The organism is Rhodanobacter soli (assembly GCF_040548735.1).
In the GTDB taxonomy this organism is placed as follows: Bacteria; Pseudomonadota; Gammaproteobacteria; order Xanthomonadales; family Rhodanobacteraceae; genus Rhodanobacter; species Rhodanobacter soli_A.
Map to the genome: position 1 here is coordinate 435,935 of NZ_JBEPSD010000002.1, position 26,302 is coordinate 462,236.

The 26,302-nt window shown below is 61.9% G+C and carries 29 protein-coding genes; 16 read left to right on the forward strand and 13 right to left on the reverse strand.

The genetic code is table 11. The annotated features are described in order from the left end of the window. Window positions 1–96 precede the first annotated feature (96 nt). The 5 genes from ABIE04_RS12970 to ABIE04_RS12990 all read left to right on the forward strand — a co-directional run bounded on the left by ABIE04_RS12970 (window position 97) and on the right by ABIE04_RS12990 (window position 4,733). Complete coding sequence (locus tag ABIE04_RS12970) at window positions 97–891, forward strand: hypothetical protein (RefSeq protein WP_354550835.1); 795 nt, start codon at window positions 97–99, stop codon at window positions 889–891. Window positions 892–1,209: 318 nt separating this feature from the next. Further along, window positions 1,210–1,566, forward strand: a complete 357-nt coding sequence (locus tag ABIE04_RS12975; RefSeq protein WP_354550839.1) for a hypothetical protein — start codon at window positions 1,210–1,212, stop codon at window positions 1,564–1,566. A gap of 141 nt (window positions 1,567–1,707) precedes the next feature. After that, complete coding sequence (locus ABIE04_RS12980; protein WP_354550844.1) at window positions 1,708–2,205, forward strand: hypothetical protein; 498 nt, start codon at window positions 1,708–1,710, stop codon at window positions 2,203–2,205. A 684-nt stretch (window positions 2,206–2,889) separates the two neighbouring features. Further along, window positions 2,890–3,909, forward strand: coding sequence for a hypothetical protein (locus ABIE04_RS12985; protein WP_354550848.1), 1,020 nt, complete (start codon window positions 2,890–2,892; stop codon window positions 3,907–3,909). A 131-nt stretch (window positions 3,910–4,040) separates the two neighbouring features. Then, window positions 4,041–4,733, forward strand: coding sequence for an aspartate/glutamate racemase family protein (locus tag ABIE04_RS12990; RefSeq protein WP_354550852.1), 693 nt, complete (start codon window positions 4,041–4,043; stop codon window positions 4,731–4,733). A 144-nt stretch (window positions 4,734–4,877) separates the two neighbouring features. Here ABIE04_RS12990 and ABIE04_RS12995 read toward each other — a convergent pair whose 3' ends face one another. Further along, window positions 4,878–5,621: an alpha/beta hydrolase gene (locus tag ABIE04_RS12995; protein WP_354550857.1), complete on the reverse strand. Its 744-nt coding sequence runs from the start codon at window positions 5,619–5,621 to the stop codon at window positions 4,878–4,880. A 1,021-nt stretch (window positions 5,622–6,642) separates the two neighbouring features. On the opposite strand from ABIE04_RS12995, the gene ABIE04_RS13005 reads away from it, so the two are divergent. Further along, complete coding sequence (locus ABIE04_RS13005; RefSeq protein ID WP_354550861.1) at window positions 6,643–7,815, forward strand: serine hydrolase domain-containing protein; 1,173 nt, start codon at window positions 6,643–6,645, stop codon at window positions 7,813–7,815. 183 nt (window positions 7,816–7,998) lie between these two features. Here ABIE04_RS13005 and ABIE04_RS13010 read toward each other — a convergent pair whose 3' ends face one another. The 3 genes from ABIE04_RS13010 to ABIE04_RS13020 all read right to left on the reverse strand — a co-directional run bounded on the left by ABIE04_RS13010 (window position 7,999) and on the right by ABIE04_RS13020 (window position 9,390). Beyond that, window positions 7,999–8,367: a hypothetical protein gene (locus ABIE04_RS13010; protein ID WP_354550865.1), complete on the reverse strand. Its 369-nt coding sequence runs from the start codon at window positions 8,365–8,367 to the stop codon at window positions 7,999–8,001. A 314-nt stretch (window positions 8,368–8,681) separates the two neighbouring features. After that, window positions 8,682–8,918, reverse strand: a complete 237-nt coding sequence (locus ABIE04_RS13015) for a hypothetical protein (protein WP_354550870.1) — start codon at window positions 8,916–8,918, stop codon at window positions 8,682–8,684. Window positions 8,919–8,946: 28 nt separating this feature from the next. Beyond that, the gene (locus ABIE04_RS13020; protein WP_354550875.1) at window positions 8,947–9,390 is read right to left on the reverse strand and encodes a hypothetical protein; all 444 of its coding nucleotides are present in this window, start codon (window positions 9,388–9,390) and stop codon (window positions 8,947–8,949) included. Between the two features lie 538 nt (window positions 9,391–9,928). On the opposite strand from ABIE04_RS13020, the gene ABIE04_RS13025 reads away from it, so the two are divergent. The 3 genes from ABIE04_RS13025 to ABIE04_RS13035 all read left to right on the forward strand — a co-directional run bounded on the left by ABIE04_RS13025 (window position 9,929) and on the right by ABIE04_RS13035 (window position 12,745). Continuing rightward, window positions 9,929–10,483 carry a DUF922 domain-containing protein gene (locus ABIE04_RS13025; RefSeq protein WP_354550879.1) on the forward strand — a complete coding sequence of 185 codons (555 nt, stop codon included), beginning with the start codon at window positions 9,929–9,931 and terminating at the stop codon, window positions 10,481–10,483. A 204-nt stretch (window positions 10,484–10,687) separates the two neighbouring features. Next, window positions 10,688–11,854 carry a hypothetical protein gene (locus ABIE04_RS13030; protein ID WP_354550883.1) on the forward strand — a complete coding sequence of 389 codons (1,167 nt, stop codon included), beginning with the start codon at window positions 10,688–10,690 and terminating at the stop codon, window positions 11,852–11,854. 129 nt (window positions 11,855–11,983) lie between these two features. Continuing rightward, complete coding sequence (locus ABIE04_RS13035; protein ID WP_354550887.1) at window positions 11,984–12,745, forward strand: hypothetical protein; 762 nt, start codon at window positions 11,984–11,986, stop codon at window positions 12,743–12,745. 321 nt (window positions 12,746–13,066) lie between these two features. Here the strand turns inward: ABIE04_RS13035 and ABIE04_RS13040 are convergent, their stop codons facing one another. After that, the gene (locus ABIE04_RS13040; RefSeq protein ID WP_354550891.1) at window positions 13,067–13,756 is read right to left on the reverse strand and encodes a response regulator transcription factor; all 690 of its coding nucleotides are present in this window, start codon (window positions 13,754–13,756) and stop codon (window positions 13,067–13,069) included. Between the two features lie 198 nt (window positions 13,757–13,954). Here ABIE04_RS13040 and ABIE04_RS13045 point away from each other — a divergent pair, with 198 nt between their 5' ends. Further along, entirely contained in the window at window positions 13,955–14,758 is an 804-nt protein-coding gene (locus tag ABIE04_RS13045) for a hypothetical protein (protein ID WP_354550895.1), read from the forward strand. A gap of 263 nt (window positions 14,759–15,021) precedes the next feature. Here ABIE04_RS13045 and ABIE04_RS13050 read toward each other — a convergent pair whose 3' ends face one another. The 5 genes from ABIE04_RS13050 to ABIE04_RS13070 all read right to left on the reverse strand — a co-directional run bounded on the left by ABIE04_RS13050 (window position 15,022) and on the right by ABIE04_RS13070 (window position 17,599). Further along, complete coding sequence (locus ABIE04_RS13050) at window positions 15,022–15,438, reverse strand: VOC family protein (protein ID WP_354551463.1); 417 nt, start codon at window positions 15,436–15,438, stop codon at window positions 15,022–15,024. Between the two features lie 153 nt (window positions 15,439–15,591). Further along, window positions 15,592–16,245, reverse strand: a complete 654-nt coding sequence (locus ABIE04_RS13055) for a glutathione S-transferase family protein (RefSeq protein ID WP_354550900.1) — start codon at window positions 16,243–16,245, stop codon at window positions 15,592–15,594. A gap of 99 nt (window positions 16,246–16,344) precedes the next feature. Beyond that, window positions 16,345–16,824, reverse strand: coding sequence for a VOC family protein (locus ABIE04_RS13060; protein WP_354550904.1), 480 nt, complete (start codon window positions 16,822–16,824; stop codon window positions 16,345–16,347). A 143-nt stretch (window positions 16,825–16,967) separates the two neighbouring features. Beyond that, on the reverse strand, window positions 16,968–17,417 hold the full coding sequence (locus ABIE04_RS13065; RefSeq protein ID WP_354550909.1) for a hypothetical protein: 450 nt from the start codon (window positions 17,415–17,417) through the stop codon (window positions 16,968–16,970). Beyond that, window positions 17,417–17,599 (reverse strand): hypothetical protein, encoded by a 183-nt coding sequence (locus tag ABIE04_RS13070; protein ID WP_354550913.1) that lies wholly within the window; start codon window positions 17,597–17,599, stop codon window positions 17,417–17,419. Before ABIE04_RS13070 ends, ABIE04_RS13065 begins: the two co-directional genes overlap by 1 nt. A 371-nt stretch (window positions 17,600–17,970) precedes the next feature. Between ABIE04_RS13070 and ABIE04_RS13075 the strand changes: the two genes are divergently transcribed. Next, the gene (locus ABIE04_RS13075) at window positions 17,971–18,798 is read left to right on the forward strand and encodes a helix-turn-helix transcriptional regulator (protein WP_354550917.1); all 828 of its coding nucleotides are present in this window, start codon (window positions 17,971–17,973) and stop codon (window positions 18,796–18,798) included. An 80-nt stretch (window positions 18,799–18,878) separates the two neighbouring features. On the opposite strand, the gene ABIE04_RS13080 is transcribed toward ABIE04_RS13075, so the two are convergent. Then, window positions 18,879–19,466: a hypothetical protein gene (locus ABIE04_RS13080; RefSeq protein WP_354550921.1), complete on the reverse strand. Its 588-nt coding sequence runs from the start codon at window positions 19,464–19,466 to the stop codon at window positions 18,879–18,881. A 45-nt stretch (window positions 19,467–19,511) separates the two neighbouring features. On the opposite strand from ABIE04_RS13080, the gene ABIE04_RS13085 reads away from it, so the two are divergent. Next, window positions 19,512–19,934, forward strand: a complete 423-nt coding sequence (locus ABIE04_RS13085; RefSeq protein WP_354550925.1) for a winged helix-turn-helix transcriptional regulator — start codon at window positions 19,512–19,514, stop codon at window positions 19,932–19,934. Between the two features lie 230 nt (window positions 19,935–20,164). Here ABIE04_RS13085 and ABIE04_RS13090 read toward each other — a convergent pair whose 3' ends face one another. Then, the gene (locus ABIE04_RS13090) at window positions 20,165–20,521 is read right to left on the reverse strand and encodes a DUF1428 domain-containing protein (protein WP_354550930.1); all 357 of its coding nucleotides are present in this window, start codon (window positions 20,519–20,521) and stop codon (window positions 20,165–20,167) included. Between the two features lie 170 nt (window positions 20,522–20,691). On the opposite strand from ABIE04_RS13090, the gene ABIE04_RS13095 reads away from it, so the two are divergent. Both ABIE04_RS13095 and ABIE04_RS13100 read left to right on the forward strand, forming a co-directional pair. Continuing rightward, complete coding sequence (locus tag ABIE04_RS13095; RefSeq protein WP_354550934.1) at window positions 20,692–20,859, forward strand: hypothetical protein; 168 nt, start codon at window positions 20,692–20,694, stop codon at window positions 20,857–20,859. A gap of 224 nt (window positions 20,860–21,083) precedes the next feature. After that, window positions 21,084–24,017 (forward strand): ligand-binding sensor domain-containing diguanylate cyclase, encoded by a 2,934-nt coding sequence (locus ABIE04_RS13100; protein WP_354550938.1) that lies wholly within the window; start codon window positions 21,084–21,086, stop codon window positions 24,015–24,017. A gap of 121 nt (window positions 24,018–24,138) precedes the next feature. Here the strand turns inward: ABIE04_RS13100 and ABIE04_RS13105 are convergent, their stop codons facing one another. Next, window positions 24,139–24,984, reverse strand: a complete 846-nt coding sequence (locus ABIE04_RS13105; protein WP_354550943.1) for a diguanylate cyclase domain-containing protein — start codon at window positions 24,982–24,984, stop codon at window positions 24,139–24,141. A gap of 400 nt (window positions 24,985–25,384) precedes the next feature. On the opposite strand from ABIE04_RS13105, the gene ABIE04_RS13110 reads away from it, so the two are divergent. Both ABIE04_RS13110 and ABIE04_RS13115 read left to right on the forward strand, forming a co-directional pair. Next, window positions 25,385–25,678, forward strand: coding sequence for a hypothetical protein (locus ABIE04_RS13110; RefSeq protein WP_354551465.1), 294 nt, complete (start codon window positions 25,385–25,387; stop codon window positions 25,676–25,678). 111 nt (window positions 25,679–25,789) lie between these two features. Continuing rightward, window positions 25,790–26,245, forward strand: coding sequence for a nuclear transport factor 2 family protein (locus tag ABIE04_RS13115; protein ID WP_354550948.1), 456 nt, complete (start codon window positions 25,790–25,792; stop codon window positions 26,243–26,245). Window positions 26,246–26,302: the final 57 nt, after the last annotated feature.

Consider the following 26,302-nt stretch of genomic DNA (forward strand, 5'->3'; position numbering starts at 1 on the left):
GCTTTTTCAACTCGGATCACACAAACATCAGGTCATTGTGTGACGAACATCATGCTTGTATGGTCGGCGGAGCCAAATACCAAAGGGGGACTTGGGATGGCAGCCATACCGAAGAAAGTCGCGGAGCGTCTTGTCGCTGGCCTTAAACGCTATCAGCCTATCTTGGCCGCCGCGAAAGCTCGCGACGTTGGCGAAGCAGATACCGTCACGATCATCAAGGACATGCTGGCCGACGTATTCGGATACGACAAGTATTCGGATGTCACCTCAGAGCATGCCATCCGCGGCACGTACTGCGACCTCGCGATCAAGATCGATGGGCACCTCCAAACCCTTATCGAGGTCAAGGCCATCGGCCTTGATCTGAAGGAGCAACACGTCAAGCAGGCTATCGATTACGCGGCGAATCAGGGCGTGGATTGGGTACTGCTCAGCAATGGCATAACGTGGCGCGTGTACCACTTGATCTTCGCCAAGCCGATTGATCAAGAGATTGTACTGGAAATCGACTTCTGCGCGCTCAACCCCCGCGTCCAAGGCGACATCGAACTGCTCTATCTCTGGTGCAAAGAGGGTTGGCAGCGATCGGTACTTGGGGAATACCACACGCAGAGGCAGGCGCTATCCCGGTTCTTCATTGGCGCGATGTTGCAGACAGACGTCGTGCTGGATGTGATCCGTCGGGAGCTGCGACGCATATCTCCCAACGTGCGCATTGATTCAGCGCAGATCAAGGATGTGCTGATCAACGAGGTCATCAAGCGCGACGTGCTGGAAGGCGACAAGGCGGATGAGGCGCGCAAGAAGGTTGCTAAGTCTGCAAACAAGATGTTGCGGTCGGTAGCGGTCAAGCCGGCACAAGCGGGTGTAGTTGCTGCTGAAACGCTTTAAATGGATCTGACCATTTTGCTTTTCAAAACAGGGGTCAGAATGGAATGGCACTTACTTAAAGCGTAAATCCTCATTTATCGTCATTCCTGCGAAGGCAGGAATCCAGTGCCTTCAAGGTTGTCGGGTGCGTAAAAGACACTGGATCCCCGCTGTCGCTGGGATGACGGTGCGTAAGTAAATGCCATTCGGGTCAGTGTGCACTTTCCTTGAGGCCGACCCTGGAAAGTCGACTCTGACCTCGGTTTCGCCGACCCCGATTTCCGGTCCCTTTGTTCGTCTTTTTTGAAAAATGCGCAGGTCTCGAGTATCGGGGGAATCATGAATTTCAGCGAGGCGGCAGCAGACGAATCGGCACTCGAAGTCCTTCGGTGCATCGAGGACAAGCTGTTCGAGACGGGCGCGCTGGTATCGGCGACCGGTGACTCAGAAAGCGACGTGAGTTTACGTTTCGAGACGATGTTTGTAGGTGGCGAGGAGCTTCCGGTGCTCGTCATCGCGGTCACATCAGCAGTGCGCGGCGTCGAAAATAGGCTGTCGTGCGACGAACTGCGCAACGACGTGCTCGCCAGGTACGCCAATCTGCTGAGCGATCTGCCCGATGATGTGCGCGAAGTGCTGCTTGACTGTCGTGGGCCGGTAGTGACGGTAAACGGCGTGAGGCATGGCGGGTCGTAGTTGACCTCGGCATCGACCCTGCCGGGGGAAAGGGTGTCAGGGACAATTTCAGGGCGGCAAAAGGCATCGTCAAACTGTTCCTGACACCATTCGACACCATGGTTGACTTATCTTTGCGTGATACATAACAAGGGGAAGGCAATGAGCGAATTTCTTGTATCTGGACCGCATTCTGTCCCAGTTTATAAGGGGAAAGTCGGTCGAATAGTTCGAGTAGAAGAAGGTAACGAATTTTTCGCAAGCCACCCGAGTCTGAAGGGTAAAAATGGATGCTACATTTTTGCCATGCGCTCAGGTGGTGGGATCACGCCGATGTATGTGGGCAAGGCTACGAAGACTTTTGGGCAAGAATGCTTTACTTCGCACAAGCTTGGAAAGTGCAATGAAATCCTTGCAGATTACTCTAGGGGGTCTCTAGTTATTTTTTTATTCGAGTCACCAACTGGGAAAAAAGCACCCATTTATCAGATAGATCTTCTCGAGAATTTCTTGATACAGTCGGCTCTCTCTGTAAATGGTCAACTTCTCAATATAAAGAAAACCAAACAAGAGAAGTGGAGTATTCGTGGCCTAATTCGATCATCTGGCGGCAAGCCCACAAAGGCCGCCAAGTCCGCTAAAAGCATGCTTGGTCTATAACTGTTTTAAAATGGTAAATAAGGTGTCGGGGACAATTTTAGGCGACATTGCGTGTTCAAATTATCCCTGACACCATTCTTTCTGAGCATCCGAATGGAAACGACTTTTTGTGCCAGTTAAGTGCCGCGAGATGTACGTCGAAGCGCACAAAAACTACAAAACCTCGATTGAGCAACTTGTGAGGCTTACTGCGAAATGTGGCGTAAGGTTTTCTTATAAGGGCACCTAAGAATCCTCAGCCCACGCCTAAAGATGCCGAAGCGCGGCAGTGATGCGGTATCCGACTGGCCGCTGCTCAACATGGCTGATGGGGCGAGTTGGGTGCTGGGAAAAGGTGTCAGGGACAATTTCTGGTGCGGGAAAAGGTGTCAGGGACAATTTCTGGCGGAAACAGTAGCCGCCAAATTGATCCTGACCGCGAAACTAAACGGAAAACAGGGGGCAGAGTGCACTTTCTTGAAGCGGTCATTGTAGAAAGTCGACTCTGACCCCTGTTTTTCCCTGTTTTTCGAATTTAACTTCCTCCGTCCCGGTTTCGCGCGAGGATGCTGATGCGGGCCATGAGGCGAGGACGGGGCGTGCAAAAGCGCAGGGGTTGAAGCAGTGTTAATTTGAATCGTGAAGGGTATGGGCTGATGAGCCTGGACCCTTTTCTGTTGCCCAACTTGTAGGGGGCTATTTTTCATGAACAAAGATCAGTTGACGCGCTGGAATGACACTATTGGTTATCTGAACACGAAGTTCCCATTGGCAGTACCGAAAATCGGGGATCACATCAACACCATTGTTGGGGTTGCGCTGCGGGCCACTATCTCGCAGCAGTTGGCCTTGGGGAGTACCAATGGGGTTCACCCGAACACCAATGCCAATAAAAATGCTCGGCACGCGCTACGTGCATTGCTATTGTGCCAACGCGTCTACTTTTCTGATCTCTGGGCCAAGCAAAACTTCGTTGGTCAGCAGGTCGCGGTCGCACTTTCATCTCTTGATGCGAACTGGAAGGCGCTGAGCCTGAATACCTGGGGGATGAGAAGTGAACAGAGTATTTGCGATGCGATTGCCATGTTTGCGATTTTGCCGAACGCTACCGCTCAGGATGTTTCCGACACGGCGAAGCTCGGTGCGCCGACAGGTTTGCCGCCGGCGATCGCCGGAAATCTGAATGCGGCGAGAAGCACTTTTGCAGTGACCGGGGCTGCCGAGACGTGCTATCGCGGCGTGCTTGGGTGGCTGCTCAAATCGGGAGTGGTGTCTTTTCGGTGGTTTATGCAGAATGCGGCGCCTACCGGGAAGGCGTCGCTTGACGATCTTTTCGGGGATGGCATTGAAGTATGGCCCGCCAGCACGCCCTTCACTGACGCCAGCGTCTTGCCCGATGTCGAAGCCGGATATGTCGTTCATATGTGGAACGAGAATACCGGGACTGCGGGTTGGAATGGACACTGGGTAATAAGCAACGGCGACGGCACTTTTTGCGGCGTGAATAACGGCGAGGTGAAGGCGGGGCCGGGTAAGGTGGAGGTGCTCAAGAAATTCTCCAACAACGGGGTGCTAAGGGCGCAGTTTGAAGGATACGGCGGCAATGAGATGGTTGAGGTTGTCGGCCCCAAAGGCTTTTTGGTTCTTCAGGAGAAGCAGCCTGTCACCGCTTCCCGTGGAAGAATGGTTAAATTCAATCCGCTGAATTTGCCCAATCGCATGTAATGACGAATTAAAGGCGAATTAAAGGGGGCGTGGCTAATTAAATTCGGTCGTCGTCTGGCAAAGCGAGCTCCTTATTTGGTTTAATTAGCCACGTCCCCTTTCCTTAGCTAATCCATTGGGTGTTGCACGGCATGAAAACTATCGGGCTGATCGGTGGCATGAGCTGGGAATCCACCATGCACTACTATCAGCGCATCAACGAGCTGGTTGCCGCACGCCTGGGCGGCCTGCACTCGGCCAGGTTGTTGCTGTGGAGTGTCGAGTTTGCCGAGATCGCGCGCTTGCAACACGCCGATGACTGGGATGCGGCCGGCCGCATCCTCGCAGGTGCCGCGCGCCGGCTGGAACACGCCGGGGCCGAAGGCCTGTTGATCTGCGCCAACACGATGCATCGGGTGGCGCCTGCGGTCGAGGCGGCCGTCAGCGTTCCGGTGCTGCACCTTGCCGACATTACCGCCCACGCCTTGCTGGCCGACGGCCACCGCAGCGCCGCGTTGCTCGGCACCCGCTTCACCATGGCCCAGCCGTTCTACCGCGAGCGGCTGGAACGCCACGGCCTGTCCATCAGCGTGCCGACATCGGAAGAACAAGACGCGCTGCACCAAATCATCTTCGATGAGCTGGTGAAGGGGCGCATTGAACCGGCATCGCGCGAACGTTTCATCACGATCATGCGCCGGATGCACACCGCGGGCGCGCAGGCGGTGATCCTCGGCTGCACCGAGTTCGGCATGCTGCTGCGCGCAGAGGACGCGCCAGACATCCCTCGCGTCGACACAACCGAACTCCACTGCCAGGCCGCCGTGGGTTGGATGCTCGCGTAACGCTCCGGTTATTAGAACGTGACCTGATCCACTTTCAGTCCGAAAAGGTGTCAGGGACAATTTCGGGGCGGCAACAGGCGTCGTCAAATTGTCCCCGTTCAAGGGTGTCCGTCTAAGCCGGGCCATCTCACTCTGACCCCGGTTTTATTTCGGCAGCCCCTTTAGCCACGCCAGCACCACGTGTGACAGCTCGATGCGCTTGTCCGAATAGGCGTGGTCGGTGGCGAAATACCGGGTGGTCACGTGCGTGTCGCCGGCGTTGCGCAAGGCAGCGGCGAAGGCGTTGTTCTCCCGGGTGAGGCCGTCGTCGGCCGTGAGGATCAGCGCGTTGCGGTTTTTCAGCGCATCCACCTTGTCCAGGAACAGCCAGCTCATGGCATGGTCCGCCAGCTCCTTGGCCAGCCCGTCTGGTGTGCATCCCGCCAGCGGCGCCATGCCTTCTTCGGCCAGTCCGTGGGCCATGGCGGCGATCGCGTCGGAGCGCTTTTCCATCGCCAGCATGGCTTGCATGCGCCCGGACATGTCGGCGGCCGAAATGGTGGCGAAGGCTTTGATCGCGGGATCCGCCGCAGCGGCCTCGACGGTCATGAAGCCGCCCATGCTGTGGCCGATCAGCACGATGCGGTTTGGATCCAGTCGCAACGACCTGGCTACCTCCGGCTGGCGCAGGTAGGCGATCGCGGCTCCGGTATCCTCGATGCTGTGCGCGAACGAGAAGTCGCCCGGCGTGCCCCACGAACCGCGGTAATTGAAGTACAGGACATCCCAACCGGCGCGTCGCATGTCCTGCGCCAGATCGAGGTTGCGCTCGTTGCCGGGAAACCCGTGCAGCAGGATCACCACCGGATGGGGACCCGCCCCCGCGGCGATGTACACCAATGCGTTCATCAGCTCCCCATGGCTGGGGATCTGCATGGTCTGCATGGATGCGCGATCAGGCGCGTGGGCCGCTGCCACTGCCGGATCCGGAGGCGTACCCGGAATCGGCGGCATCCCGGCGCGGACAGATCCAACGGCGAGCGCAAGACAGGCGGTGAGGAACACAACCCTTGCGTGCTTCATGGCATTCCCCTAAGCGGAATTAGACAAGTCTGGTACGGAAGGAGCGCCGAACGCCAACCTTGCCAGATTACTCCGCCGAACGGGAACAAAGGGGACGGAGGTAATTAAATAGGGATAATTGCCTCCGTCCCTTTTTTGGCATTCATCGCTACGGGCAGGGCTTCGAAGACAGCCTCACTCGTAAAGGCACGCGTATCGAAGTACTGCTACTGCTCAGCGCGATGGACGCGTTTGCCAGTTGGCTCGTGGGCAGGGCTTGCGAGAGCTGCGGTATCGATGCCTGGCTTGCGCCGTTTCGATCGAAACGACGCCTCTACTCCGTCATGCGATTGGGGCGCGAGGCGTTGGTGCGACGATGGTCAAGTACGCGCCTGAGCGAACTCATCGATCAGCTACGACACCCAAGTCAACAACTGCTGGATCAACGGCATGTGCCGGCATGAAAACGTGGGGAAACCTCAAGACCCGACCCCGTTTCTGCCAGCAATGGCTGATCGCACCTGGCTGCGCTTCGACTCCGCCCGCTGCGCGGGCTACGCCTGTCCTGAGCTTGTCGAAGGGCTCAGCGCGAACGGTTGGACGGGGCCGCCTCAAGCAAGTGCCATTCGAGCCTGCCTCCTTTATTTTTCACCCGCGTGCTGCACTCGAAACTCGAGGCCAAGAGGTGTCGTCATGCCCGCATAGGGGTAAACCCTTATTTCAATGCATGTGGCGATTTTTCTTTCGATGCTTTCAATGCCACGTCCTTGGATTCTCGTATCCTGCGCCAGGACCGGCTGGGAACGCGCTGTAACACCATCATCCCGTACCGAGTCTCTTCAAGGTATTTGTATTTCTCGGGATGAAAATGAAGAACACAGTCGCATGCAGCATCGTCATGGCGATGGCCATCTCGCTTCTCGGAACCGCCTGCACCCCCGCCGGATCCGAGGATGGCAACCACGCGGGCAGACATGACATCCCGGCTTCAGGAAGCACGGCTCCAGGCAATGCTGATCGCTTGCGCGAGAATGTCGAAAAGTTCGGTAGCGTGATGCGCGCACACGGGATACCAGGCGCCCAGTTGGTTCATTCTGGAAACGGTAGCGCCGGAGAAATCGAGTACGGCGTGATGCGCACGGATTCAGGCGCGCAGGTATCGGATCTCACGGTTTTCGAGGCTGCATCGCTTTCAAAGGTCGTCGGGGCCTACATCACGCTGCGGCTCGTCGACCAGGGCAAGATCGATCTTGACACCCCCCTCTGGAACTACTGGCAGTCACCGCGGATCGCGCATGACGAACTGGCCAAAAAGATCACTGCCCGGATGGTGCTCAATCACACGTCAGGCCTGCCCAACTGGCAGATTTCTCCCACGAACCCCGCGCTGGACAGCACGCCCATCGCAAGCGCGTTTCCCCCTGGCACGCGATTCTCCTATTCCGGCGAGGGCTTCTACCTCCTGCAGAAGACCATCGAACATCTGACTGGCGTTGCCTGGAACGAGCTTGCGACGCGAGAGGTATTCACGCCCTTCGACATGCCGCACAGCAGCTTCGTCAGCACGCCCGCGCGCGACGCATTCACCGCCCGCGGACACGGGAAGGACGGCACGCCTCGACAGCAACGGATCTTCGCGACGGCGAACACGGCTTTCACCCTGGTGACCAGTGCGCGCGATTATCACAACTTCATCCACAGGGGTCTGTACCTGGGTGAAGGTCTCCAGCCGTCGACACGCAACATGATGTTCACCGCATCGAGCAATGCCGACGATCAGTCCGCTCCCAGCACAGCGGACCCGTACATCAGCTGGGGACTTGGCGTCGGCATCCAGGTCGTGAACGGCAGGAAGCTCATCTGGCACTGGGGTGACAACCCGGGATTCAAGGCATTGTTCATGTTCTCACCGGATACCGGCGAAAGCATGCTGCTGTTCACGAACAGCGAGAATGGACTTTCGACCTATCAGGAAGTGCTGGAGCTGTTCATGGGGCAGGGCCCATACCCGGTCATCGACTGGGTGCGTACGCAAGACTGATCCAGAATAAGGGAATAAGGGGACGGAGGTAATTAAGCCCGAAAACTGCCTCCGCCCCCTTTTTGATTGCGCGGTCTGTAAATTGTCGCTGATGCCATTTTTCTGACTCGAGCCCAACAGGCGTTTGGCTTCCTCAGTCCCCTTTGCTGTGTTCAATTTGTACCTGGCGCCAGACACCATTATTTATGGATGAATGATGCCGTTGATATATTCATTTGCTGTCGGGTTGACGCGTCCGTGTTCGCCCAGTCGCGAAATAAAATAGGGCCCGACAGCTTGGGTGTAGCCACGCACGGTTACATTTATAAATCCGGCTTCTCCCAGCTCCCTGGATAACCTCTGCGCAAAACATTGTCTTATCGCTGTCCCGCTCCCACTATGGCAGGCGTGAATTCGTATGTGAGCTCTCGATCCTGCTGGCAGTTGATGTTGAATGAAGATAAACACCAGATCTTCAACACTGCATCTCCCGGGTTCTGCCGTTCCAGTCGTGATCTCGTCCGAACCGGCAGTGCCGTGCCCCAGCACGTAGATTTTGTCGGTGGCTTCCATGCATCCCGAAAACGTATCTGACGTGTCGCCCATTTCCCCCAGGTAATAGTACGTGGCCCTCCCTAGCGTAGGGGAAATGCCACGTAATGAAACCCAGGATGGCAGGCTCATTCGAGCTCGCGCACCGAAGCCGACATAGTGCGTGGCTTGAGTGAATGGATGAAGATATATATTTGCCATATTGGGCTACCTTCAGATCAGGAAAAGGTGTCAGGGACGGCAAATATGGGGATGGGGGCAATTAAGTTGTGATAATTGCCTCCGTCCCCTTTTATCGTCGATAAATCCGACCGCGCTGGCGGCGCTTCGTCGCCTTACCCCTGCGAAGGAACCAGCCTGTCGTACGGTGGAAGGTTGCTGCTGGTCAGCTCTTCGGCTTCATAGGCAACGCGCAGGGTGTCGGCGGCTCGCATGTAGCCCATCAGGAGATCCTCCTGGTCACTGACATCATCGTCCTCGCCCGCCTGGTCGATCTGCGCCTCCAGGGAATGGATCTGCGCCTGCACCGCCTGCACCGCCATCAGCAGGGTTTGACCGTCAATATCAGCCATGGCTTTCACTCATCGGTGGAATACGGAATCAGGCGCGCTCTACCGAGCGGGCGATGGCGTTGCGCGCCAGATTGTCCAGCGCGCCCTTGAACGCGTCGATAGGCATGGATTTGGCCGCGCATTCAATCTGGTAATGATTGGCCTTGAAGCGCTGGTTGTAGCCGGTCTCGCGGACGACCAGCGATGCCGGGACGACCGTGCCCTCGGGAATTTCGAAGGACAGCCAGCTCTTGCCCTTGAATACACCTTTCACGTCAAACAGCGACGTGCCGCCGGCAGATTTCACCCACTCTTGCCCGAGCCTGTCGCGATACAGCACCACGTCCGCCTGCCGCATCGATCCATTAGGCAGTGTCCGTGCATAGAAATCGGGATAGAGCACGCCCGGAGCAGGATCGTCCCCGATCACCGTGCCGTCGGGAAACTCTTCCTTGCGTACAGATCGCCAGAGCGCTTTGTCCGTGGTAGCCATGACATCCCTCCTTTCGCGTTACGTCGTTCCGTTGAGTGGCAAGTATGCAAGAAAACCTGGCGATCGATGGCATCGCAGGCGACACAGCTTCGATCGTTGACCAGGATGGGCGGGAAACCAGGACGGAGGGAGTCAAGTCCTGTCCGCGACGGGCCGACCTGTTGATGGAAAGCGGATCAATGGCTGCTTGTAAATCACGGGGAACAGAGATGCCCGTCAAACCCGGTCCACCGCACCCTGACCGGTTTGCAGGGGAGGCGCGCTCGCCCCACGAGCGCCGGATTTGTGGCCGTAGTGCTCTACAGACAAATGGCGCAATCAGCACATCACTCCCCGGCGGGCCAGCTACGATGAAGTCACTGACACTTTTCGTTTAGGGCCGGTCGTGATCGGTCGATCCGGCTCACGCTGGCCTCGGATCCAAGTCCGTACGGACAGTGTTTTTTGTCCGCGGACAGTGCCGGCGCGCTCGCAGGGCGCGGCAGCAAGCGTTGGAACGCTATGTGCTTGGAGATCTGGACATCGATACCTTGGAAGCATGCGTATGTTCGTCACACCGCCACTGCCGCCGCCAACCATTCCGGCCCCGGTCATCATGGAGGATGTCCGCTACTACGTGATCGAGGGTCGAAGCGAATCCGAGCTGGTTGCGCAGATGAACGCGAAGGGTTACCTGGATGAGCATGGCCGTTACTGGGGCTACACCTCACCGCAGCTGAAATGGGGTTTCGACACAGAGTCCGTCGAAGGTCGCTGCTATCTGGTCGATCCGAAGGTGGTGGTGATCATTACGACCACCTTGCCGACGTGGACGCCGCCACCCGGTACGTCTGCAGCCTTGATGGCCAAGTGGCGTGCGTTCGATCGGGCGATACGCCACCACGAAGGAGAGCATGCGCAGATAGCCCGCGACGAGGCACGAGAGCTGGTTGCATTGATGCGGAAGCATCGCCACGACGTTTCCTGCAGTGGCCTCGATGCCTCCCTACAGGCGGAAGGGAGGGTGATCATGCGCAAGGCCGATGCAGCGAATGCCGAACTGGACAAACGCACGGGACACGGCGCAACCGAAGGTGTGGCGATAAGCTGGTGAGGAATCCGCGGCCACATACGGCCACGTCGAAAAGGTGTCTGGGGCAATTTTGGGCGGCAACAGGAGTCGAAAACCGGGACGGAGGAAGTCAAGCCGAGTTAACTACCTCCGTCCCGTGATACCCCTTTTCTGCGGGTGGTCGGGTTCATTCAAGCGGGCTTGACCTTGCCCATAGTGTTCTTTAGCCAAAAGGAGGTGCTAGCGATGCTGATTATCGATGTCGTAGCCAAGAATATTGACGGCAACCTGACATGTTCCGAAGTGGCCGAGCTTCTCGCGGATCAACAAAATTCAGGGGGTGTAAGCCATCTGCATATGCACGCGCGCGATGGGTTTGCGACCTATGCGACGCCGATGTTCCGCTTGAACTCGAGGGGCGAGCGCGTGCAGTACGAAGAGGCGCATATGACTTCTCCCGAACGTGTGGAGCGTGCCGGCGTGGTCCCCGTCATGACACCCGGCGCCAAGCCGCCGAAGAGCAACTTCGCTTTGTCCCGGAACATGATGGCGAAGGCCGAGCCCGGCCCGAGCGCGCGCAGCAAGTATGACTACCGCTCGAATCAGCCCGAGATCGCAGAGTCGGCTGAAAGAGGCATCCTGGTGCCCATGGTTTTGAAAGTGATTCCAAAAGCCAAGCCTGCGCCTGTCGATATCAGCGACGAGTTGGCCCCTATTCCGGTGATTGGCTTGGATGGTACGGATCCAGGGCGACGAAACACCGTAGTAAATCGTCTTGGTGTAGACCGCTATGCCACGAAAAAGGAAGGCTCTTTTGTGGGCGCTATGGGGACTGAGGTGCCCAAAGTCCAATATGTCTACCAGCAGCAGCATGCCAAGGTTCCGCGCCTGCCGGGCAGCGAAAAGCACACCATGTTTGAGGACTCCGAGTCGATGGTGATGTATCTCACGGCGGCCCTGAGATCGACGGCGGCACTGCACATGCTGGTGAATCTGCTCGACAAGAAGCCAGGGGACGCGACGACAGTGGGGGTTTTTTCGAAAACCGCGGTTTGGCAAGTCGCCCAGCACGTCCGCAATAAAGGAGCGAAGGCCAAATCGCCGCCGCCGGAGCCGAAGGTGATCGAGCGGGTGACGAACGTCGACCCGTCGATCGCGCGAACCGCGGCCAATCCAAACCCTGTTCTTGACACGTTCACCTATGCGAGCAAGCCGATAGATCACGTGGTGCTGGTGATGGGGCGTCGTGCGGACGGTGCACTCAATATCGTGACCTTGTTCCCGAGTCCGGATACCACACTGGCAACTATCGGCGTCAGCAATGCTCCGAATCTGGATATCGAAGAGCCAGTTTTCATGGGGGCAAAAACCGCTACACCGATGGACAAGAACCACAAGCCACTACGCTGGTGATCGGTGCGGGACAGGGCGGAGTCGGCTCCAGCACCAACAAAGGGGACGGAGGAAGTTAAACGCCGGAATTCCTCCACGCTTATCGGAAAGCCGGGTCGCTGGCGGACACATATTGGTAAGGAGGGATCTGTGACGGACGATTTCAGGGATTCGGCTTCATCTTCTACCGACGCGGCACATCCGGGGTTGTCTGCGACGCGCGAGCGGTTCGTCGTCATCTGGGTTACAGCCGCTTTCGCGGGCCTTGGTGTGTGGCGCTATCTCGTAGGTGATAGTTCGGCGTTCCTCTTTCTGGGATTGGCGTCACTTCTCTTTGCTCTCTTTGTCTACAGCCTCTTTCGGCAGCGGCGCGCTGCCCCTGAGGGTCCGCCCGATCCCTCCACGCAATGGCGGCTGGCCGCCGGAATCGCCGACGGGGGTGAAAGCATGTTTCGCTATTCGAGCGGATCGATCTGGGCAGTGCGGATAGTCGCACTGATCTCGCTCCTGCTTGGTCCAGCGATCTACCTCGCGTCTAGTCCTCGTCCTTTGGGAGGCGAACTGTATGGGATTGGTGTTTTCTGGACGTTGCTCAGCGGCGCATCTTTCCTCGCGGTCAGAGCTTGTGAGCGATTCGGTGTAGAGGTCACTCACATCGAAATTGTTCACCACCGCCTCCGCTCCTCGTTGACGCATTCATTTCAGGCGTTGGGAAGTATCGCCTTGCTGGAAGGCAGTGGGAGAGGGCCGAGCTACGTACTGGCCCTTTACGACCCGCAGGGTCGGCGGGTGGACCAGTTCCCCTCCACGCTTGATGGATTCGAAAACCTCGTCGCCCTGGTGAAAGTGCGTGCATTCGAGTTCGGCCTCAAGTACCGCTATCGAGACATGTGGGGTTCCTGGACAACATGAAATAAGTGAGTCACAGCCCGCTATGCCCAAGCCCGGTGCATTGCCGACTCCTCGCAAATCAATGCCACGCCAAATTAGAGGCAGCCGGGTCGTTTTGAACTCGGAACTCGGCCCGTCGAGGCTGTCATGAGGGATCTCGTTGTCGTAGTCGGCAACCCATCGCTCGGCCTGCTCGCGCACTTCGGCGGAAGGCGGGGCAGAGGAAGCCGTGGCTTGACCACGGATCGTTGGCGGCATCGGCATGCATGCGCCCGGACCGGATTGAGTTCGATGCAGCGGCAACAGCACTGCAGATAAGTGACCGACCACAAAGCTCTGGAGTCAGAGCGCATCTGCTCTCGAACGCGTCGCCGGGACGTTGACCCTGACCCTGGCTTTCGGCGTGTCGCCGAGGGCATAACGCACCAGGTGCTGCCGGCCGCTGACGCCGATCCGTTCGAAGATGTTGTGCAGATGGGTTTTGACCGTGGTCGGGCTGATGCCCAGGTGGCGGCCGATTTCCTTGTTGCTCAGGCCTTGCGTCACCCAGCCCACGATGTCGCGCTGGCGCTCGGTGAGCTGCTCCATGTTGGCCGGGGCAGGCCGTTCCATCCCGATCTGCTGCTTCAGGTTGACCAGTGCTTCCGCCATCAGCCCGCGTGGGATCCACGGCTCGCCGGCGTGGACGGCGAGGATCGCGCGCTGCCACGTCGCCGGCTGCGAATCACGCGGCAGGCAACCGTGCACGCCCTGTTTCACGGCCGCAAGGACCTCCGGTCCGGCCAGGGTGTCGGCAAACAGCAGAACTCTCGGCCGCGTGGGGCCGGCCAGCAGGCGGTCGAGCAGATCGGGACAGGCCTGCGCCCAGCGCGCATCGAGCACCACCAGTGAAGGCCGGTGGATGGCGACCAACTGGTGCAGACGCTCCAATTCGCCGGTGCCAAGAACTTTGAACTCCTCGTGCTGCCTGAGCGTGTTGCCCAATGCACGACGGAAGATCGTTTCCTGACTGCCCAGCACGATACTGACCATATACCCCCCGGTACAGCCCGCATTTTTCGCGCAAGCCCATGTTTTTCTTGTCCACGTGATGTGGCCGGCTGCCGCAGGGATTGATGCCGCGCCTTGCCGTCCCATCACGGCTGGAGCGTACTCCGTTCGGAGTATTCAGTCGCATGGGCCGCCAAGGTCATGCTGCGTCTCCCGCTCAGACACTCAGGAATTCCCGACATGGACATCAAGCGATGGTTTGGCCTATCCCTTTCAGCGCTGCTGCTGACCCTGGTCGGAGCGACAGCGGCATGGGCTGCCACGACCGTGACGTACAGCGGTCAAGGCTTCAACTTCGACGGAACCACTTACAACCTCAACGATCAACGCTGCGGCCTGACCGGGCAGGACGACGCCAATGATGGCGGCACCGGCCTGTTCGCCAACTGGCACGGGGCGGGCCAGCCGTACCAGACCGGGGACGCCTATATCGTCTGGGTACTGACCGCCAACGGAGCGACATCGGCAACGCTCAACCTGCCGGACAAAACCGTCCAGATGATCAAGGTCGGCGGCACGTTCAAGTTCGCCAGCGCTTATTACCCGTACCTGACTCTCGTCAACACGCCGGTGACGGCCAGTTACACGGGCACCGCCAGGGGCAGCGTGCAGTTGGTGGTCAGCCACGGCTGCCAACCGTTCGAAACCGATGGCGCGTGGTGCTCGCCGGGTTACTGGCGCAATGCCTCGCAGGCGGCGTGGGATCTGATCGGCGTGGACAAGTATGCGGCGTTCAACGATACGGTCGTCCCGGACTTCTACATCACGCCTTCGCCGGCTGATCCGACGCTCTCCCAGGTGCTTACCACGCCGGGTGCCAATACCTTTGGCGCGGCAGCGGCCCCGTACGGCTTGAACGCCTTCAATGCCACCGGTGCCTACCTGACCAACAGGATCCCGCTGTTCCATTTCGATCCCAACCTGGTCGGCAATGAAAATGCCTGCCCGATCGACAATCACGGCAACTACAAAATTCCGGATTGATCGGCAAACTCCCGGGGCCGGATTCATGGGAGTGCTGTTTGCTGCGGCGTGCCGCTCCGACGATCCAGCACTACATGCAACAGGGCGACCAACGGCCCGGTGCACAAGGCGAACCGCCTCACGCACCGGGCCTTCTTGTGTCCGCAGCGCCGCCGAAACCCTGCGTGCCGGCCGCAAAACCGGGAACGTGGCCAATGGATTTCGTCGGCCACCTTGGTGGGCTGTGCGGTAGACGTGCGCTTGACTGGCTACGTCCCCCGTGTTTATTCCCGGCCCGGCTGATCGCCCGAGGGGATCGCTGCCGGGTCCATCCAGAACGCTTCCCAGACGTGCCCGTCGGGGTCGGCCAGGCTGCGGCTGTACATGAAGCCAAGATCCTGCACGGGGTTGATGTCGACTGTGCCGCCGTTGGCCGCCGCCGTGTCGCTCATGGCGTCGACGGCTTCGCGCTCGATCAGCGAAATCGCCAGCATCACCTCGCTTGAGCCTGCAGGAGGGATCGGGCGATCAGTGAAGGTGCGCCACTTGGCGTGCGTGAGCAGCATGACGTGGATGGCCTCGCTCCACACCATGCACGCCGCCGTTTCGTCGCTGAATTGAGCGTTGTTCTCGAAGCCGATGGATTTGTAGAAATGGATGGACGCGTCGAGATGGCCAACAGGGAGGTTCACAAAGATCATTCGAGGCACGACGGATATCCTCCAGCTTGGTTGAAAGGGGCAGGTGCTGCCTCCCGTTCGATGAACGGGATTCGGCGGTTTCGGCATGGACGAATAACTATTCTGAAATCCGCTGGCAAGGCTTCGGCTGGAAACCTCCGGGGCGGACCTTCATCAGCCGGTCGGATGCTGGCCAGTGAACACCGCCAATTGCGCGGCGAAAGCACGCTTGAACGCGGGCCGCGCTTCGCCGCGGGCGGCGTAGGCGGCGAGGCTCGGGTATTCGTCCAGCATGCCCGATGGCTTCAGCCGGAGCAGCGCGTGCACCATCATGAGGTCCCCCGCGCTGAACGCACCATCGAGCCAGTCGGCATCGCCAAGGCGGTCGGAAAGTTCGCCCAGCCGCTTGCGGATGCGATCCTTCACGAGGGGCAGGCGCTGTTCGGACCAGGGCTTGTCGCCCTCAAGGAACTTGGCGGTCTGGAGATCGAGGATCGGCGCCTCCACCGTGCTGACCGCGGCGAACATCCATGCGATCGCCCGCGCGCGGGCATTGGCGTCTTTCGGCAGTAGGCCCGCATGGTGCTCTGCGATATGCAACACGATGGCCCCCGACTCGAACAGGGCGAGATCGCCTTCTTCGTAGGTGGGAATCTGCCCGAAAGGATGAATCGCCCGATGCGCGGGTTCCTTCATCGCACTGAACGACACAAGGCGAACCTCGTAAGGCTGGCCTGCTTCCTCAAGCGCCCAGCGAACGCGCATGTCGCGCGCGAGTCCCTGGCCGCGATCGGGCGAACTTTCAAAGGCAGTGATGGTGGGGGTCATGGAAAGGCTCCAGCTGATAGGGAAACAGGGGGCAGAGTACGTTTTGCGAACAGGCGACTCTGCCTCTTGCCTGGGCACAGGGGCTGACGGCTGCAAGCGTCAGCCACGCCGCGCGGCCTCGATCGCGGCGATGTCGATTTTCGTCATCGTCATCATGGCGTCGAACGCGCGCTTGGCGATGGCGGGGTCCGGGTCGGTGACCGCCGCCGTCAGCACGCGCGGGGAGATCTGCCACGACAGTCCCCACTTGTCCTGGCACCAGCCGCAGACGTTGGCCTGGCCACCGTTGCCGATGATCGCGTTCCACAGGCGGTCGGTTTCGGCCTGGTCGTCGGTGGCCACCTGGAACGAGAACGCATTGGTGTGCGGCACCCCGGGGCCGCCGTTCAGGCCCAGGCACGGGATGCCCATCACGGTGAACTCGACCGTCAGCACATCGCCTTGCTTGCCGGCGGGATAGTCACCCGGCGCATGATGGACGGCGCCTACGGCGCTATCCTGGAACGTCTTGGCGTAGAACGTCGCGGCATCCAGGGCGGCGCCGTCATACCAAAGGCAAATCGTGTTCTTGCTGACCATCGTGGTTCTCCTGGTTCAGGGCGGCGAGGGTGCCCTTCATTCCTTCGACGAACGAGGGGCGCGCAGATCGACATGCATAAACGGGGGCCAGGCGGAACGCGCGCCCCCACCGTCTCTGGACGTGACCCCTTTGCTCCACGTGGTCACGCCGCGCGTGCTGCGACATTCCCGCGACGCCACCGTAACAGCGCCCAGCCCACGACCGCCATCCACGGATAGGCGGCCAGCGCAAAGCCGCGCTGCCACATGCCGATGTTCGCGCGGGTCACGAGGTTGCCGGTACCGAACATCACGGCGAGCAGCGCAAAGCCGGCGACGGTATTCACTATCAGGAACGTGATGATCCAGCGTAGATCGCGCGGCGCGCGGCGCATCGCGACTGCCGCCAGCGGCGAGCCCAGCAGCACCAGCAGGCCGAGGTTGTAGGCCGTGTGGCGATGATCGGGCAGCGGAAACCAGCCGCCGAACAGGAACGCGACGCCATTCGCCGCCACCACGAGCGCCAGCAGCACCGCCAGAACATGGTCGGTGCCGACCGAGCGCAGGCCGCGATGCACCCCGAGCGCTGCCGCCAGCCCCGCGAAACCACCCATCAACGTACCTGCATTGAACACCATGGGTAACGCGCCGAGTGACTCCCCAGTTCGCTGGTGAACTGGCCCATGTGGTTGTAACCGGGATACAACATCGCGGCGAGTACCAACGTGCCGAAGTACAGCGCGGGGACCGCATACATCGCATGGAGCAGGCGGTCGGTCGACGAGGGCACGGGCATGTTGGCGTTTCCTGTGGGAGGATGATCGCGATCTGACAGGGATTGCCGCACATGACGTGGCGCCCTGTGCGGCGAGTCATCGTGAGTGGATCAGGAGTTCGCGGGGACACGCTGCGTACGCGCCGCCAGATCGCGCGGACCGCACTGGCACGGCGCACCCTGCTGGCAGCCGCACTGGCAGGACGAGGCGACAGCGACCGGTGTCTGACAACCGCAGGTGCAGCTGGCGCCGACACAATGCGTGCACGAGCAGTTTTTCATTTGGGTGTTCATCGTAGTGCTCCAGGTGGAGTGACAGACCGGAATTGGCCTGAGCGCATTCTGGATACCTTCGTTCCCGCGAACTTGAACAAAGGGGCTGATCGGATTCGATGGAAACGCACGCTGACGAGCCTGATTCGCGCAAACGCCCGGTCGCGGGCGTCGGGCGCATCATCGGCTGGCCGGGCGGCAGCCTGTGGTTCGGCCGCCACCTGGCGCCGATACAGGAGCATGCCCACCACGCGATCCAGATCTCGCTGGCGATGGAGGGCAGCTTCAGGATCCAGGCCGACGGCTGGCCCGCGGCGCGCGAAACGCGGGGCATGGTCGTCATGCCGGACCGCCGCCACCGCTTCGATGGTTGCGGCGCATCGGTGGCAATGTTGTTCGTGGAGCCGAACTCCGCGCGCGGTGCCGCGCTCAGGAAGCGCTTTGCGGGATTCGACGTCGCGTTACTGCCGGATGCAGAAGCTCGCGAAGCCGTGCGCTACCTGCACGCCCGGTACATCGCGGCTGCGCCGGATGAGTTGATGGCGCAGTTCGCGCAGGGCGCGGTCTGTCGCATCGCGGGCAATCCGGCGATGGCGCCGAGCGAGGACCCGCGCGTCACGGCAGCACTCGCCTGGATGCATGCACGATTGGCGACGCCGATCCGGCTCGAAGAAGTCGCGGTCGCGGTCCATTTGTCGCCAGGCCGCTTCCGCCATCTCTTCGTCGCCCAGACTGGCACGTCGTTGCGTGCATGGCTGCTGTGGGCACGCATGGCGCGAGCGGTGGAGTACGCGTTCCAGGGACGCTCGTGGACCGAGGCAGCGCACGAGGCCGGGTTCGCCGATGCGGCACACCTGACACGCACGTGCAGGCGCATGTTCGGGGTGGCGCCGACGATGCTGGTACCGAGCAAGCTGACTGGGTCAGCGCCTGCTGAAGCCGATTGATTTGATGTTCCTGCTCTGCGGGAAGCGGCTCTGACCCGCTTGCGTTTGTGCGTTTGGATTGACATGAAGAGAGAGGCTCGCTACTTCATCCGCGTATCGGTCGCCACCCAGTTGATCTCCCAGGTCTTGCCGCCATCGTCCGAGAAGGCCTGCTCGAAGCGGATCGTGTCGGCGTCCAGCGGCGTGATCACGAAACGGACGAAGATGGCGCGTCCGTCGAAGTCTTCCTGGTCGTAGAACTCGCCGCGGCCGTCGATGAATCGGCCGATCGTCGGCTGGCCCAGCGTCCCGCCGCTGCTGTTGGCGAAGTTGAGGCTCCATTGGCGCGACCGCGGGTTGTAGAGCCGCAGGTTCAGGCCCTCGAAATGGCCGTCCGGGCCGTCGGCCGTAAGCTCGACCAGGTTGGCGCGGCCGTTCCAGACCTTGCGCACGGTGGTGACACCTTCGTATTCCAACCACTCGTTGGATCCCGACAGGGGATGCGCCAGCCGCTTCAGGTGCGTGCGCCACGTGCCGATCTCGAAATCGAAATCGTGCTGGCCATCGCGCGGTGTTTCCGCTCCAGCCCCGGCGGCCTTCGCCGCTTGTGCGCAGGCCGGCGCAGCCGGCAGGTACAGCAGCCCCATGACGGCCAGGCACGACAGGAAAGCGCGGTAACGGCCAGGCATGGCATGCTCCAGGGTGATTCGATCGACTGAACGCTAGAGGCAGCCATGTCCAGCGACAAGAAGGCACGTCCAGGTGCGTATCTGTTGGCCACCTCCCATCCGCTTGCCGATTGCCCGCTGCACGCGGCCTTCGTCGCGGTCGGCGGCAAATGGAAGCTCACGATCCTGTATTGGCTCGCGCGCGAGCCCCATCATTTTTCCGGCCTGCTGCGCCGCGTCGCGCCGATCTCGCACAAGGTGCTGACCGAGCAGCTGCGCGAGCTCGAAGCCGATGGCCTGGTCGAGCGCCTGGTGGCCGGACGGGTGCCGGCGCCGGTGCAGTACCGCCTGAGCGGTTACGGAGAAACGGTCTTGCCGCTGGTGGAGGAAGCAAGGGTCTGGGGCCTGGCGCACCTTCAGCGAATGCGCGGCCCGGACCCGGCGCCGTCAGCGGCAGCGCTTGGCTGCGGCGATGCCCTGAGCAGATAGCGGGGCCAGAGCCTCCTCGCCGACCGCCTCGGTGGTCAGGCCGGCAAACAGGAGCCAGCAGCGCATTCGGCGCTCTGCAAGGGTCGGCTCGGACCGGTTCCCGACCCCGTTTCCGTCGGCGCGCGGCAAGGCCGCGTACGAAGGCAAGTGACCTCGCCAAAGGAGGCCACGGCAGGCAGCGATCCGCTCTGCTGGATCAGGACGGGACGGTGTGAGCCGTCCCGCCCCGGTTAGGCCGGCAGGCTGACCACCGGCGCGAAGCCGCCGAAGATCATGCGCTTGCCGTCGAAGGGCATGTCGCTGGCAGCCTCCATGCGGGGATCCTTCATGAATTTCTCCATGCCGGCGTCGCGGGTGGCCTTGTCGGGCCATTCGACCCACGAGAACACCACCGACTCGCCGTCCTTGGCCTGCACGGCGCGGCGGAAGTCGGTGAGCTTGCCGTCGGGCACGTCGTCGCCCCAGCACTCCATCACGCGGGTGGCGCCGAATTCCATGAAAATGGCGTCGAAGGTGTTGGCATGCGCAATGAATTGCTTGCGCTTGGCGTCAGGCACGGCGATCACGAAACCATCGATGTAGGACATGGCTGTCTCCTTGTAGGTCGGAGGACACCGGTACGGCGTCCCTCACTCAGGCGACGAATGAGAGCAGGCGTGATCGACATCGGACGCGGACAAAGTGTCAGAGGCAATTTCCACGAAACCGTCTACAACATGCAGTCCGGCTTTCACCCACAAACAACTGAGAGGCCCAGGTGTTCGGCACCTACGAATCGCGCCATGCCGCAACCGATGCCAGACCGTTCCAGCGCGGCATCAACAGTTTCCAGCCGATGTTCGACGGACATCTCTGGTGGGTGGTAACCATCTACTGGCAGGGCGAGCGTCCGGACCAGCCGATCCCGGCGCAATACGGTGGTTGATCCGGCCAACCGGGTCAGCGCCGCTGGCATCCGTTTGACTCGGTGAACGGCCTTGCAGGCTTCCATGATCCTGGTTCCACGGTGCGCGGATGGGGCGGAGTCCCGCCGGTTTCACCGGGATATGCGATAGTTTGCGCATCGGTCTTCCGGGCCGACGGCGAGACATGGTGCCGGATGACACGGCGCCGGAGAGCCGGATCGCAGGGGGAGCGGTTGGATTGCGCATGAATCGTCGGGTCGGGGGATGGTGTTCGCTGGTGCTTGTGGTGTGCGGCCTGCTGGCGTTTGCGCCGGCACGCGCGCTCGACCCCGATCGTGCGATCGGGCAGCTGACCCACGTCTGGTACGAGAACCAGCTGCCCCAAGGCACGGTGCTGTCCATCGCGCAGCGCAGCGATGGCTCGATCTGGCTGGCGACGTACGGCGGGCTGGTCCACTACAGCGGGGCGGAGTTCGACAACATCGACCCGCGCGTGGCGCCGGTGCTGAAGAGCACGGCGATCACCGCGGTGCATGTCGATCGCGACGGCACGCTGTGGGTCGGTACGCTGAATGGCGGGCTCTACCGCAGCCGCGGGCGCGAGCTGGAGCGGGTGGCGCTGCCCGGAGACATCAAGAGCGTGTTCGGCATCGTGCAGGATCGCGGCGGCGCGCTCTGGCTGACCACCAACGCCGGCGTCGCGCGGATGGGTGCGAAGGGCATCCGCCTGCTCGACGAGGAAAGCGGGTTTCCGCCGCGCGGGTTCTATCGCGGGATCGTGGCCGATGCGGTGGGCGGGGTGTGGATCGCCGCCGATGGCGTCGGCGTCGTGCACTGGCACGACGGCAGGGTCGAGACGTTCGACACCCGGCGCGGCCTGCCGACCAACGCCGTCTACAGCCTGGCGATCGACCACGGCGGTACGGTGTGGGCGGGCACGCAGGCCGGACCGGTGCGCTATCGCGATGGGCGTTTTGAACGCGATCCGCGCGCGGCTGCGCTGGACGGGAAGCGCATCTATTCGCTGTTCGGCGACCGTGACGGCAGCATGTGGTTCGCGCCGCTCGGCATGGGCATCTGCCGCCTGACGGCCGCACGCTTCGATTGCGACGACACGCTCAGCGGCATGGCCGGCGAGACCGTGCGGTCGATGTTCGAGGATCACGAGGGCAACCTGTGGATGGGAACGACGTCGAGCGGCGTGCATCGCTTCAGCGATTCCAAGCTCGTCACGGTCACCGGAAAGATGGACTCCAATGCGGTGCGTGCGGTGTACCAGGACCGGGCGGGCACGCTCTGGGTCGGCACCGACGGCTCGGGCCTCGCGCGTTACGAGGGCCTGGTGCTGGTGCCGGCAAAGGCGATCAACGCGAAGCTGCCGAGCCTGCTGCTGCGCGCGATCCAGTCCGACGCCGCCGGCAACCTGTGGGTGGCGTCGACCGAAGGGGTGAGCCGGATCGCTCCCGATGGCACGGTGCGCAACTTCGGCATCGGCGATGGCCTGCCCGGCACGATCGTGTTTGCGTTTGCGCCCAGTCGCGACGGCGGCATGTGGGTGGGCACGCTGCAAGGCGTGGCGAAGATCAGTGGCGACAAGGTCAGCGTGGTCCAGGGGACGCACGGCGACGATACGCGCGCGCTGTACGAGGATCCGGCCGGGCGCCTGTGGATCGGCGAACGCAGCGGCTTGCGCTGCCTGCAGGGCGGGGTGGTCGACCGCTGTGGCACCGACGGCCTGCCCGGCATGAGCGTGTTCGCGTTCCATCCCGAACCCGGCGGCGACCTGTGGCTCGGCACCAGCCTGGGTCTCATGCGTGTCCGCGGCCAGTCGGTGCAGGCCTTCACCCAGCGGGCGGACTTCTATGGCGACGCGGTGTTCGCCATGCTCGACGACGACGATGGCCACTTCTGGGTGAGTTCGAACCGTGGCATCGCGCGATTCGCGTGGGCCGACATCGATGCGCTCGACCGCGGCGCGGTGGCGAAGATCGAGCCCCACTGGTACGGCAAGAACGACGGCATGCTGTCGCAGCAGGCCAACGGCGCCTCGCAGACGCCGGCATGGCGCACCCGCGACGGGCGGATGTGGTTCGGCACGGCCAATGGCGTGGTCATCGTCGACCCCAAGCATGAGCGCGTGAACCGGATGCGCCCGCCGGTGGCGATCGAGCGCGTGCTCGTGGATGGACAGAGTGTCGATCCGGACCACGTCGGTCGGATCGGCCCGGACGTGGAACGCATCGAATTGCACTATGCCGCGATGAGCTACGTGGCGCCTGCCGCGGTGAAATACCGCTACCGGATCGACGGCTTCGACCGTGGCTGGATCGACGCCGGCGGCAGCCGCGCTGCCTACTACACCAACCTTCCGCCCGGCGACTACGTGTTCCGTGCCATCGCCAGCAACAACGACGGCGTGTGGAACACCGACGGCGCAAGCGTGGCCTTCACGATCGTGCCGAGCTGGTACGCCACCTGGTGGTTCCGCACCCTCGCCGCGATGATCGTCATCGGCCTGCTCGCCGCGGTCTACCGGCTGCGCGTGTGGCGCTTGCGCGAGCGCGAGCGCGAACTGACGCGCGAGGTCGCGCAGCACACCGAGGCGCTGCGCGATGCGAATGCCGAATTGAAGCGCCTCGCCGCGCTTGATGGCCTCACCCGCATCGCGAATCGCGGCGCGTTCGACCAGCGGCTGCGCGAGGCCCTGGACGAGCACGTCGCAAGCGGCGCGCCGTTGGCCGTCCTGATGTGCGATGTCGATGCGTTCAAGGCCTACAACGATACCTACGGCCATCTCGCCGGCGATGTCGCACTGACCGCCGTCGCGGGCGCGCTGACGAAAGTGCTGCGCTCGAAGGCCGCGGATCTCGCTGCACGCTACGGCGGCGAGGAGTTCGCGGTGCTGCTCACCCAGTGCGACGCCAGCGAGGCTGCCGCGGTCGCGCAGCGCACGCTCGAGGCGGTGCGCGCGCTGGCGATCGAGCATCGCAGCTCCGACACCGCGCCGCACGTGACCATCAGCATCGGCATCGCCACCGTCATGCCCGCCGCCACGGACTCGCCGGAGCAACTGCTTCGCTGCGCGGACGAGGCGCTGTATCGCGCCAAGGCAGCCGGGCGCGACCGTATCAGCGGCGGTACCGCGGTGGCCATGAGGGCGCCGGCCGGAAAGGCGTAGTGCGCTCTTGCGACATCTTCTGCGCCGTGTTTCGAACGACGCTTCGGGCAGGCAGGACGATCAATAGCGCAGGTCGGGCGTCCGCGGCGATGTCGCGCGCCGGCCTGGTGTCACTGCGCCGCTAGCGCTGGCGCTTGGCGGCGTACATCGCGCGGTCGGCATGCGACAGAAGGGTGTCCGGGTCGCTTCCGTCTTCCGGGAAACAGGCGATCCCCACGCTGGCATCCAGCCGGAACAAACCGTCGGGCAGCGTGAAGGGTGGGCCCAGGCAGGCGCGGAGGCCGTCGGCGACGGCCCGCGCGGCTTCGGCATCGTGGCAGCCGGGCAGCAGCGCGACAAACTCGTCGCCGCCGACGCGGGCCACCAGGTCGCCCTTCCGAAGCCCTTGCTGCAGACGTTGTGCGACTTCGCGCAGCAGGCGGTCGCCGATGTCGTGTCCGCCCCGGTCGTTGACCTCCTTGAAGCCGTCAAGGTCCAGGTAAAGCACGGCCAGGCCGTCGCCGGTCTGCGCCGCGTGGGCGATGGCGTATTGCAGTTCGCACTGCAAACGGTGGCGGTTGGACAATCCGGTCAACGGATCGTGGCTGGCGCGGTGCTCGAGCTCGCGTTCGGCGCGGCGCAGTTCGGTCACCTCGTGGGCCACGCCGATACGCACGCCGTACTCGGGCAGCCAGCGGGCCGACCATTGAATGTCCACGCTGTGACCGTCCTTGTGGACGTAGCGGTTGCGGAAGTGGCGCTGCAGCGCGCCGTCCATCACCTGTTCGGCCTGCTGCAGGGTTGCGGCGCGGTCGTCGGGATGGACCAGGTCGAATATTCGCCGGCCAAGCACTTCGCCGGGGGTGTAGCCGAAGATGCGCTCGAAGCTCGCACTGACGTACAGGAAACGGCCCTCGGCGTCGACGACGCAAGCCGCGTCGGGCAGCAGGTTGAGCACGTCGGCAAGGGGAGGCAGTTTCGGGATCATGGAATTGCCGGGTTCGTGGCACCCGGTCGTGGCGCTGGCTGATGTGCGCCCAGTATGGCGAACCAACCGGGTCGGAACCACTTGCCATCGGGCTTGCCCTGCAGGAAACAACTCCGATCCGTTGGCTGGAAATGCTGACGGACTAGAGCGTGAGTGTCCTGTGCAATGCAACGATACCTGTTCCCGGCAATTCCGGATCGGGCGTCAGGCGAACCTGCAGCAAGCTGCGCCGGCCCATCTTCACTCCCTGCTCGACGACGAGAATTTTTCCGGGATTCAACAGGCCTTCGGCGTCCAGGTACGTGCACAACGGGCCGGCGGCCGCGCCGAATGCGGCGTCGTCACGCCGCTTTGGCCTGGGCTTGCCTACGCTCTGCGCCTCCCGTCACGAGATACCGCCATGCCGACACTGCGCCTGCGCCTGACCGGAAGCGAAGATGATGTCCGGGCCGTGATCAACCTGTTGCAGAGCCTGGACGGCATCGAGCGCGTCGAGGAGGTCGCGGACATGATGGATCACATGGACGATGCGGATTCCAGCTCCGCAGGCCTGAGCGACATCCGCGGGCCCGATGCGCATGAGCTCGAGGTCGATGCGCCCAACACGGCCACCGCGCGCAAGGTGCGCGAGGCGGTCGAGGCGCTGGCGTCCGAGCTGGACGCACTGGTGGAGTTCGAGGAAGACGACGAGTGACCGCACACCAGCCTCGTGAAGGGGCTGCCAAAGAGTGAAGCCAGGTTCCTTTGCTAGAGGCAGCAAGTAAACTCGGCCCCGCCAGTTTTGGCTTCGAGGAAGTGCGCGACCATGCCACGATGGAACGGAACCACCGGGAGACGCTGGCTGCTGGCGATGCTGATGGGAATCGCGGCCACCGCGGCTGCGGTCGAGCCCGACCCGGCCACCCGCCAGCTGCTGAAAGCCGAGGCCGACGCCTGCCAGGCCTTCGAAGCCGGCAACGCGGATGCCTTGCGTCGCGCGCTCACGGCGGATTTCACGCTCGTCGATTCGCGCGGCAGCGTGACGAACCTCGAGCAGAACCTTGCCGAGGTCGCCGCGCGGGAGCCGTTCTACGAGGAGTTCCGCAACCACGATCAGCAGGTGCGCCTGTACGGCGACACCGCGCTGATCGTCGGCATCACCAGTGTCCGCGGCCGCGCCGGCGGCGAGCCGTTTGCCGCCAATTTCCGCTACACGGACACGTGGATCCGCCGCGGCGGCAAGTGGTTGCTGGCGGCAAGCCACGCCAGCCGGTTGCCATAGCGTTCGGTAAACCCGCATCGAAAAGGCGTCAGGGACGATGGCTGGCGTTGGGCGACA

Excerpts from the sequence above, each read along its gene's own strand:
- ABIE04_RS13075 (WP_354550917.1), top strand. The coding sequence starts at position 17,971 with ATGGAAACGCACGCTGACGAGCCTGATTCGCGCAAACGCCCGGTCGCG.
- ABIE04_RS13070 (WP_354550913.1), bottom strand. The coding sequence starts at position 17,599 with ATGCCCGTGCCCTCGTCGACCGACCGCCTGCTCCATGCGATGTATGCG.
- ABIE04_RS12970 (WP_354550835.1), top strand. The coding sequence starts at position 97 with ATGGCAGCCATACCGAAGAAAGTCGCGGAGCGTCTTGTCGCTGGCCTT.
- ABIE04_RS13110 (WP_354551465.1), top strand. The coding sequence starts at position 25,385 with ATGCCGACACTGCGCCTGCGCCTGACCGGAAGCGAAGATGATGTCCGG.
- ABIE04_RS13050 (WP_354551463.1), bottom strand. The coding sequence starts at position 15,438 with ATGATCTTTGTGAACCTCCCTGTTGGCCATCTCGACGCGTCCATCCAT.
- ABIE04_RS13015 (WP_354550870.1), bottom strand. The coding sequence starts at position 8,918 with ATGGCTGATATTGACGGTCAAACCCTGCTGATGGCGGTGCAGGCGGTG.
- ABIE04_RS13030 (WP_354550883.1), top strand. The coding sequence starts at position 10,688 with ATGCTGATTATCGATGTCGTAGCCAAGAATATTGACGGCAACCTGACA.
- ABIE04_RS13040 (WP_354550891.1), bottom strand. The coding sequence starts at position 13,756 with ATGGTCAGTATCGTGCTGGGCAGTCAGGAAACGATCTTCCGTCGTGCA.
- ABIE04_RS13020 (WP_354550875.1), bottom strand. The coding sequence starts at position 9,390 with ATGGCTACCACGGACAAAGCGCTCTGGCGATCTGTACGCAAGGAAGAG.
- ABIE04_RS13025 (WP_354550879.1), top strand. The coding sequence starts at position 9,929 with ATGCGTATGTTCGTCACACCGCCACTGCCGCCGCCAACCATTCCGGCC.
- ABIE04_RS13085 (WP_354550925.1), top strand. The coding sequence starts at position 19,512 with ATGTCCAGCGACAAGAAGGCACGTCCAGGTGCGTATCTGTTGGCCACC.
- ABIE04_RS12995 (WP_354550857.1), bottom strand. The coding sequence starts at position 5,621 with ATGAACGCATTGGTGTACATCGCCGCGGGGGCGGGTCCCCATCCGGTG.
- ABIE04_RS12990 (WP_354550852.1), top strand. The coding sequence starts at position 4,041 with ATGAAAACTATCGGGCTGATCGGTGGCATGAGCTGGGAATCCACCATG.
- ABIE04_RS12985 (WP_354550848.1), top strand. The coding sequence starts at position 2,890 with ATGAACAAAGATCAGTTGACGCGCTGGAATGACACTATTGGTTATCTG.
- ABIE04_RS13100 (WP_354550938.1), top strand. The coding sequence starts at position 21,084 with ATGAATCGTCGGGTCGGGGGATGGTGTTCGCTGGTGCTTGTGGTGTGC.
- ABIE04_RS13005 (WP_354550861.1), top strand. The coding sequence starts at position 6,643 with ATGAAGAACACAGTCGCATGCAGCATCGTCATGGCGATGGCCATCTCG.
- ABIE04_RS12975 (WP_354550839.1), top strand. The coding sequence starts at position 1,210 with ATGAATTTCAGCGAGGCGGCAGCAGACGAATCGGCACTCGAAGTCCTT.
- ABIE04_RS13055 (WP_354550900.1), bottom strand. The coding sequence starts at position 16,245 with ATGACCCCCACCATCACTGCCTTTGAAAGTTCGCCCGATCGCGGCCAG.
- ABIE04_RS13090 (WP_354550930.1), bottom strand. The coding sequence starts at position 20,521 with ATGTCCTACATCGATGGTTTCGTGATCGCCGTGCCTGACGCCAAGCGC.
- ABIE04_RS13065 (WP_354550909.1), bottom strand. The coding sequence starts at position 17,417 with ATGGGTGGTTTCGCGGGGCTGGCGGCAGCGCTCGGGGTGCATCGCGGC.
- ABIE04_RS13080 (WP_354550921.1), bottom strand. The coding sequence starts at position 19,466 with ATGCCTGGCCGTTACCGCGCTTTCCTGTCGTGCCTGGCCGTCATGGGG.
- ABIE04_RS13060 (WP_354550904.1), bottom strand. The coding sequence starts at position 16,824 with ATGGTCAGCAAGAACACGATTTGCCTTTGGTATGACGGCGCCGCCCTG.
- ABIE04_RS13045 (WP_354550895.1), top strand. The coding sequence starts at position 13,955 with ATGGACATCAAGCGATGGTTTGGCCTATCCCTTTCAGCGCTGCTGCTG.
- ABIE04_RS12980 (WP_354550844.1), top strand. The coding sequence starts at position 1,708 with ATGAGCGAATTTCTTGTATCTGGACCGCATTCTGTCCCAGTTTATAAG.
- ABIE04_RS13010 (WP_354550865.1), bottom strand. The coding sequence starts at position 8,367 with ATGGAAGCCACCGACAAAATCTACGTGCTGGGGCACGGCACTGCCGGT.
- ABIE04_RS13115 (WP_354550948.1), top strand. The coding sequence starts at position 25,790 with ATGCCACGATGGAACGGAACCACCGGGAGACGCTGGCTGCTGGCGATG.
- ABIE04_RS13105 (WP_354550943.1), bottom strand. The coding sequence starts at position 24,984 with ATGATCCCGAAACTGCCTCCCCTTGCCGACGTGCTCAACCTGCTGCCC.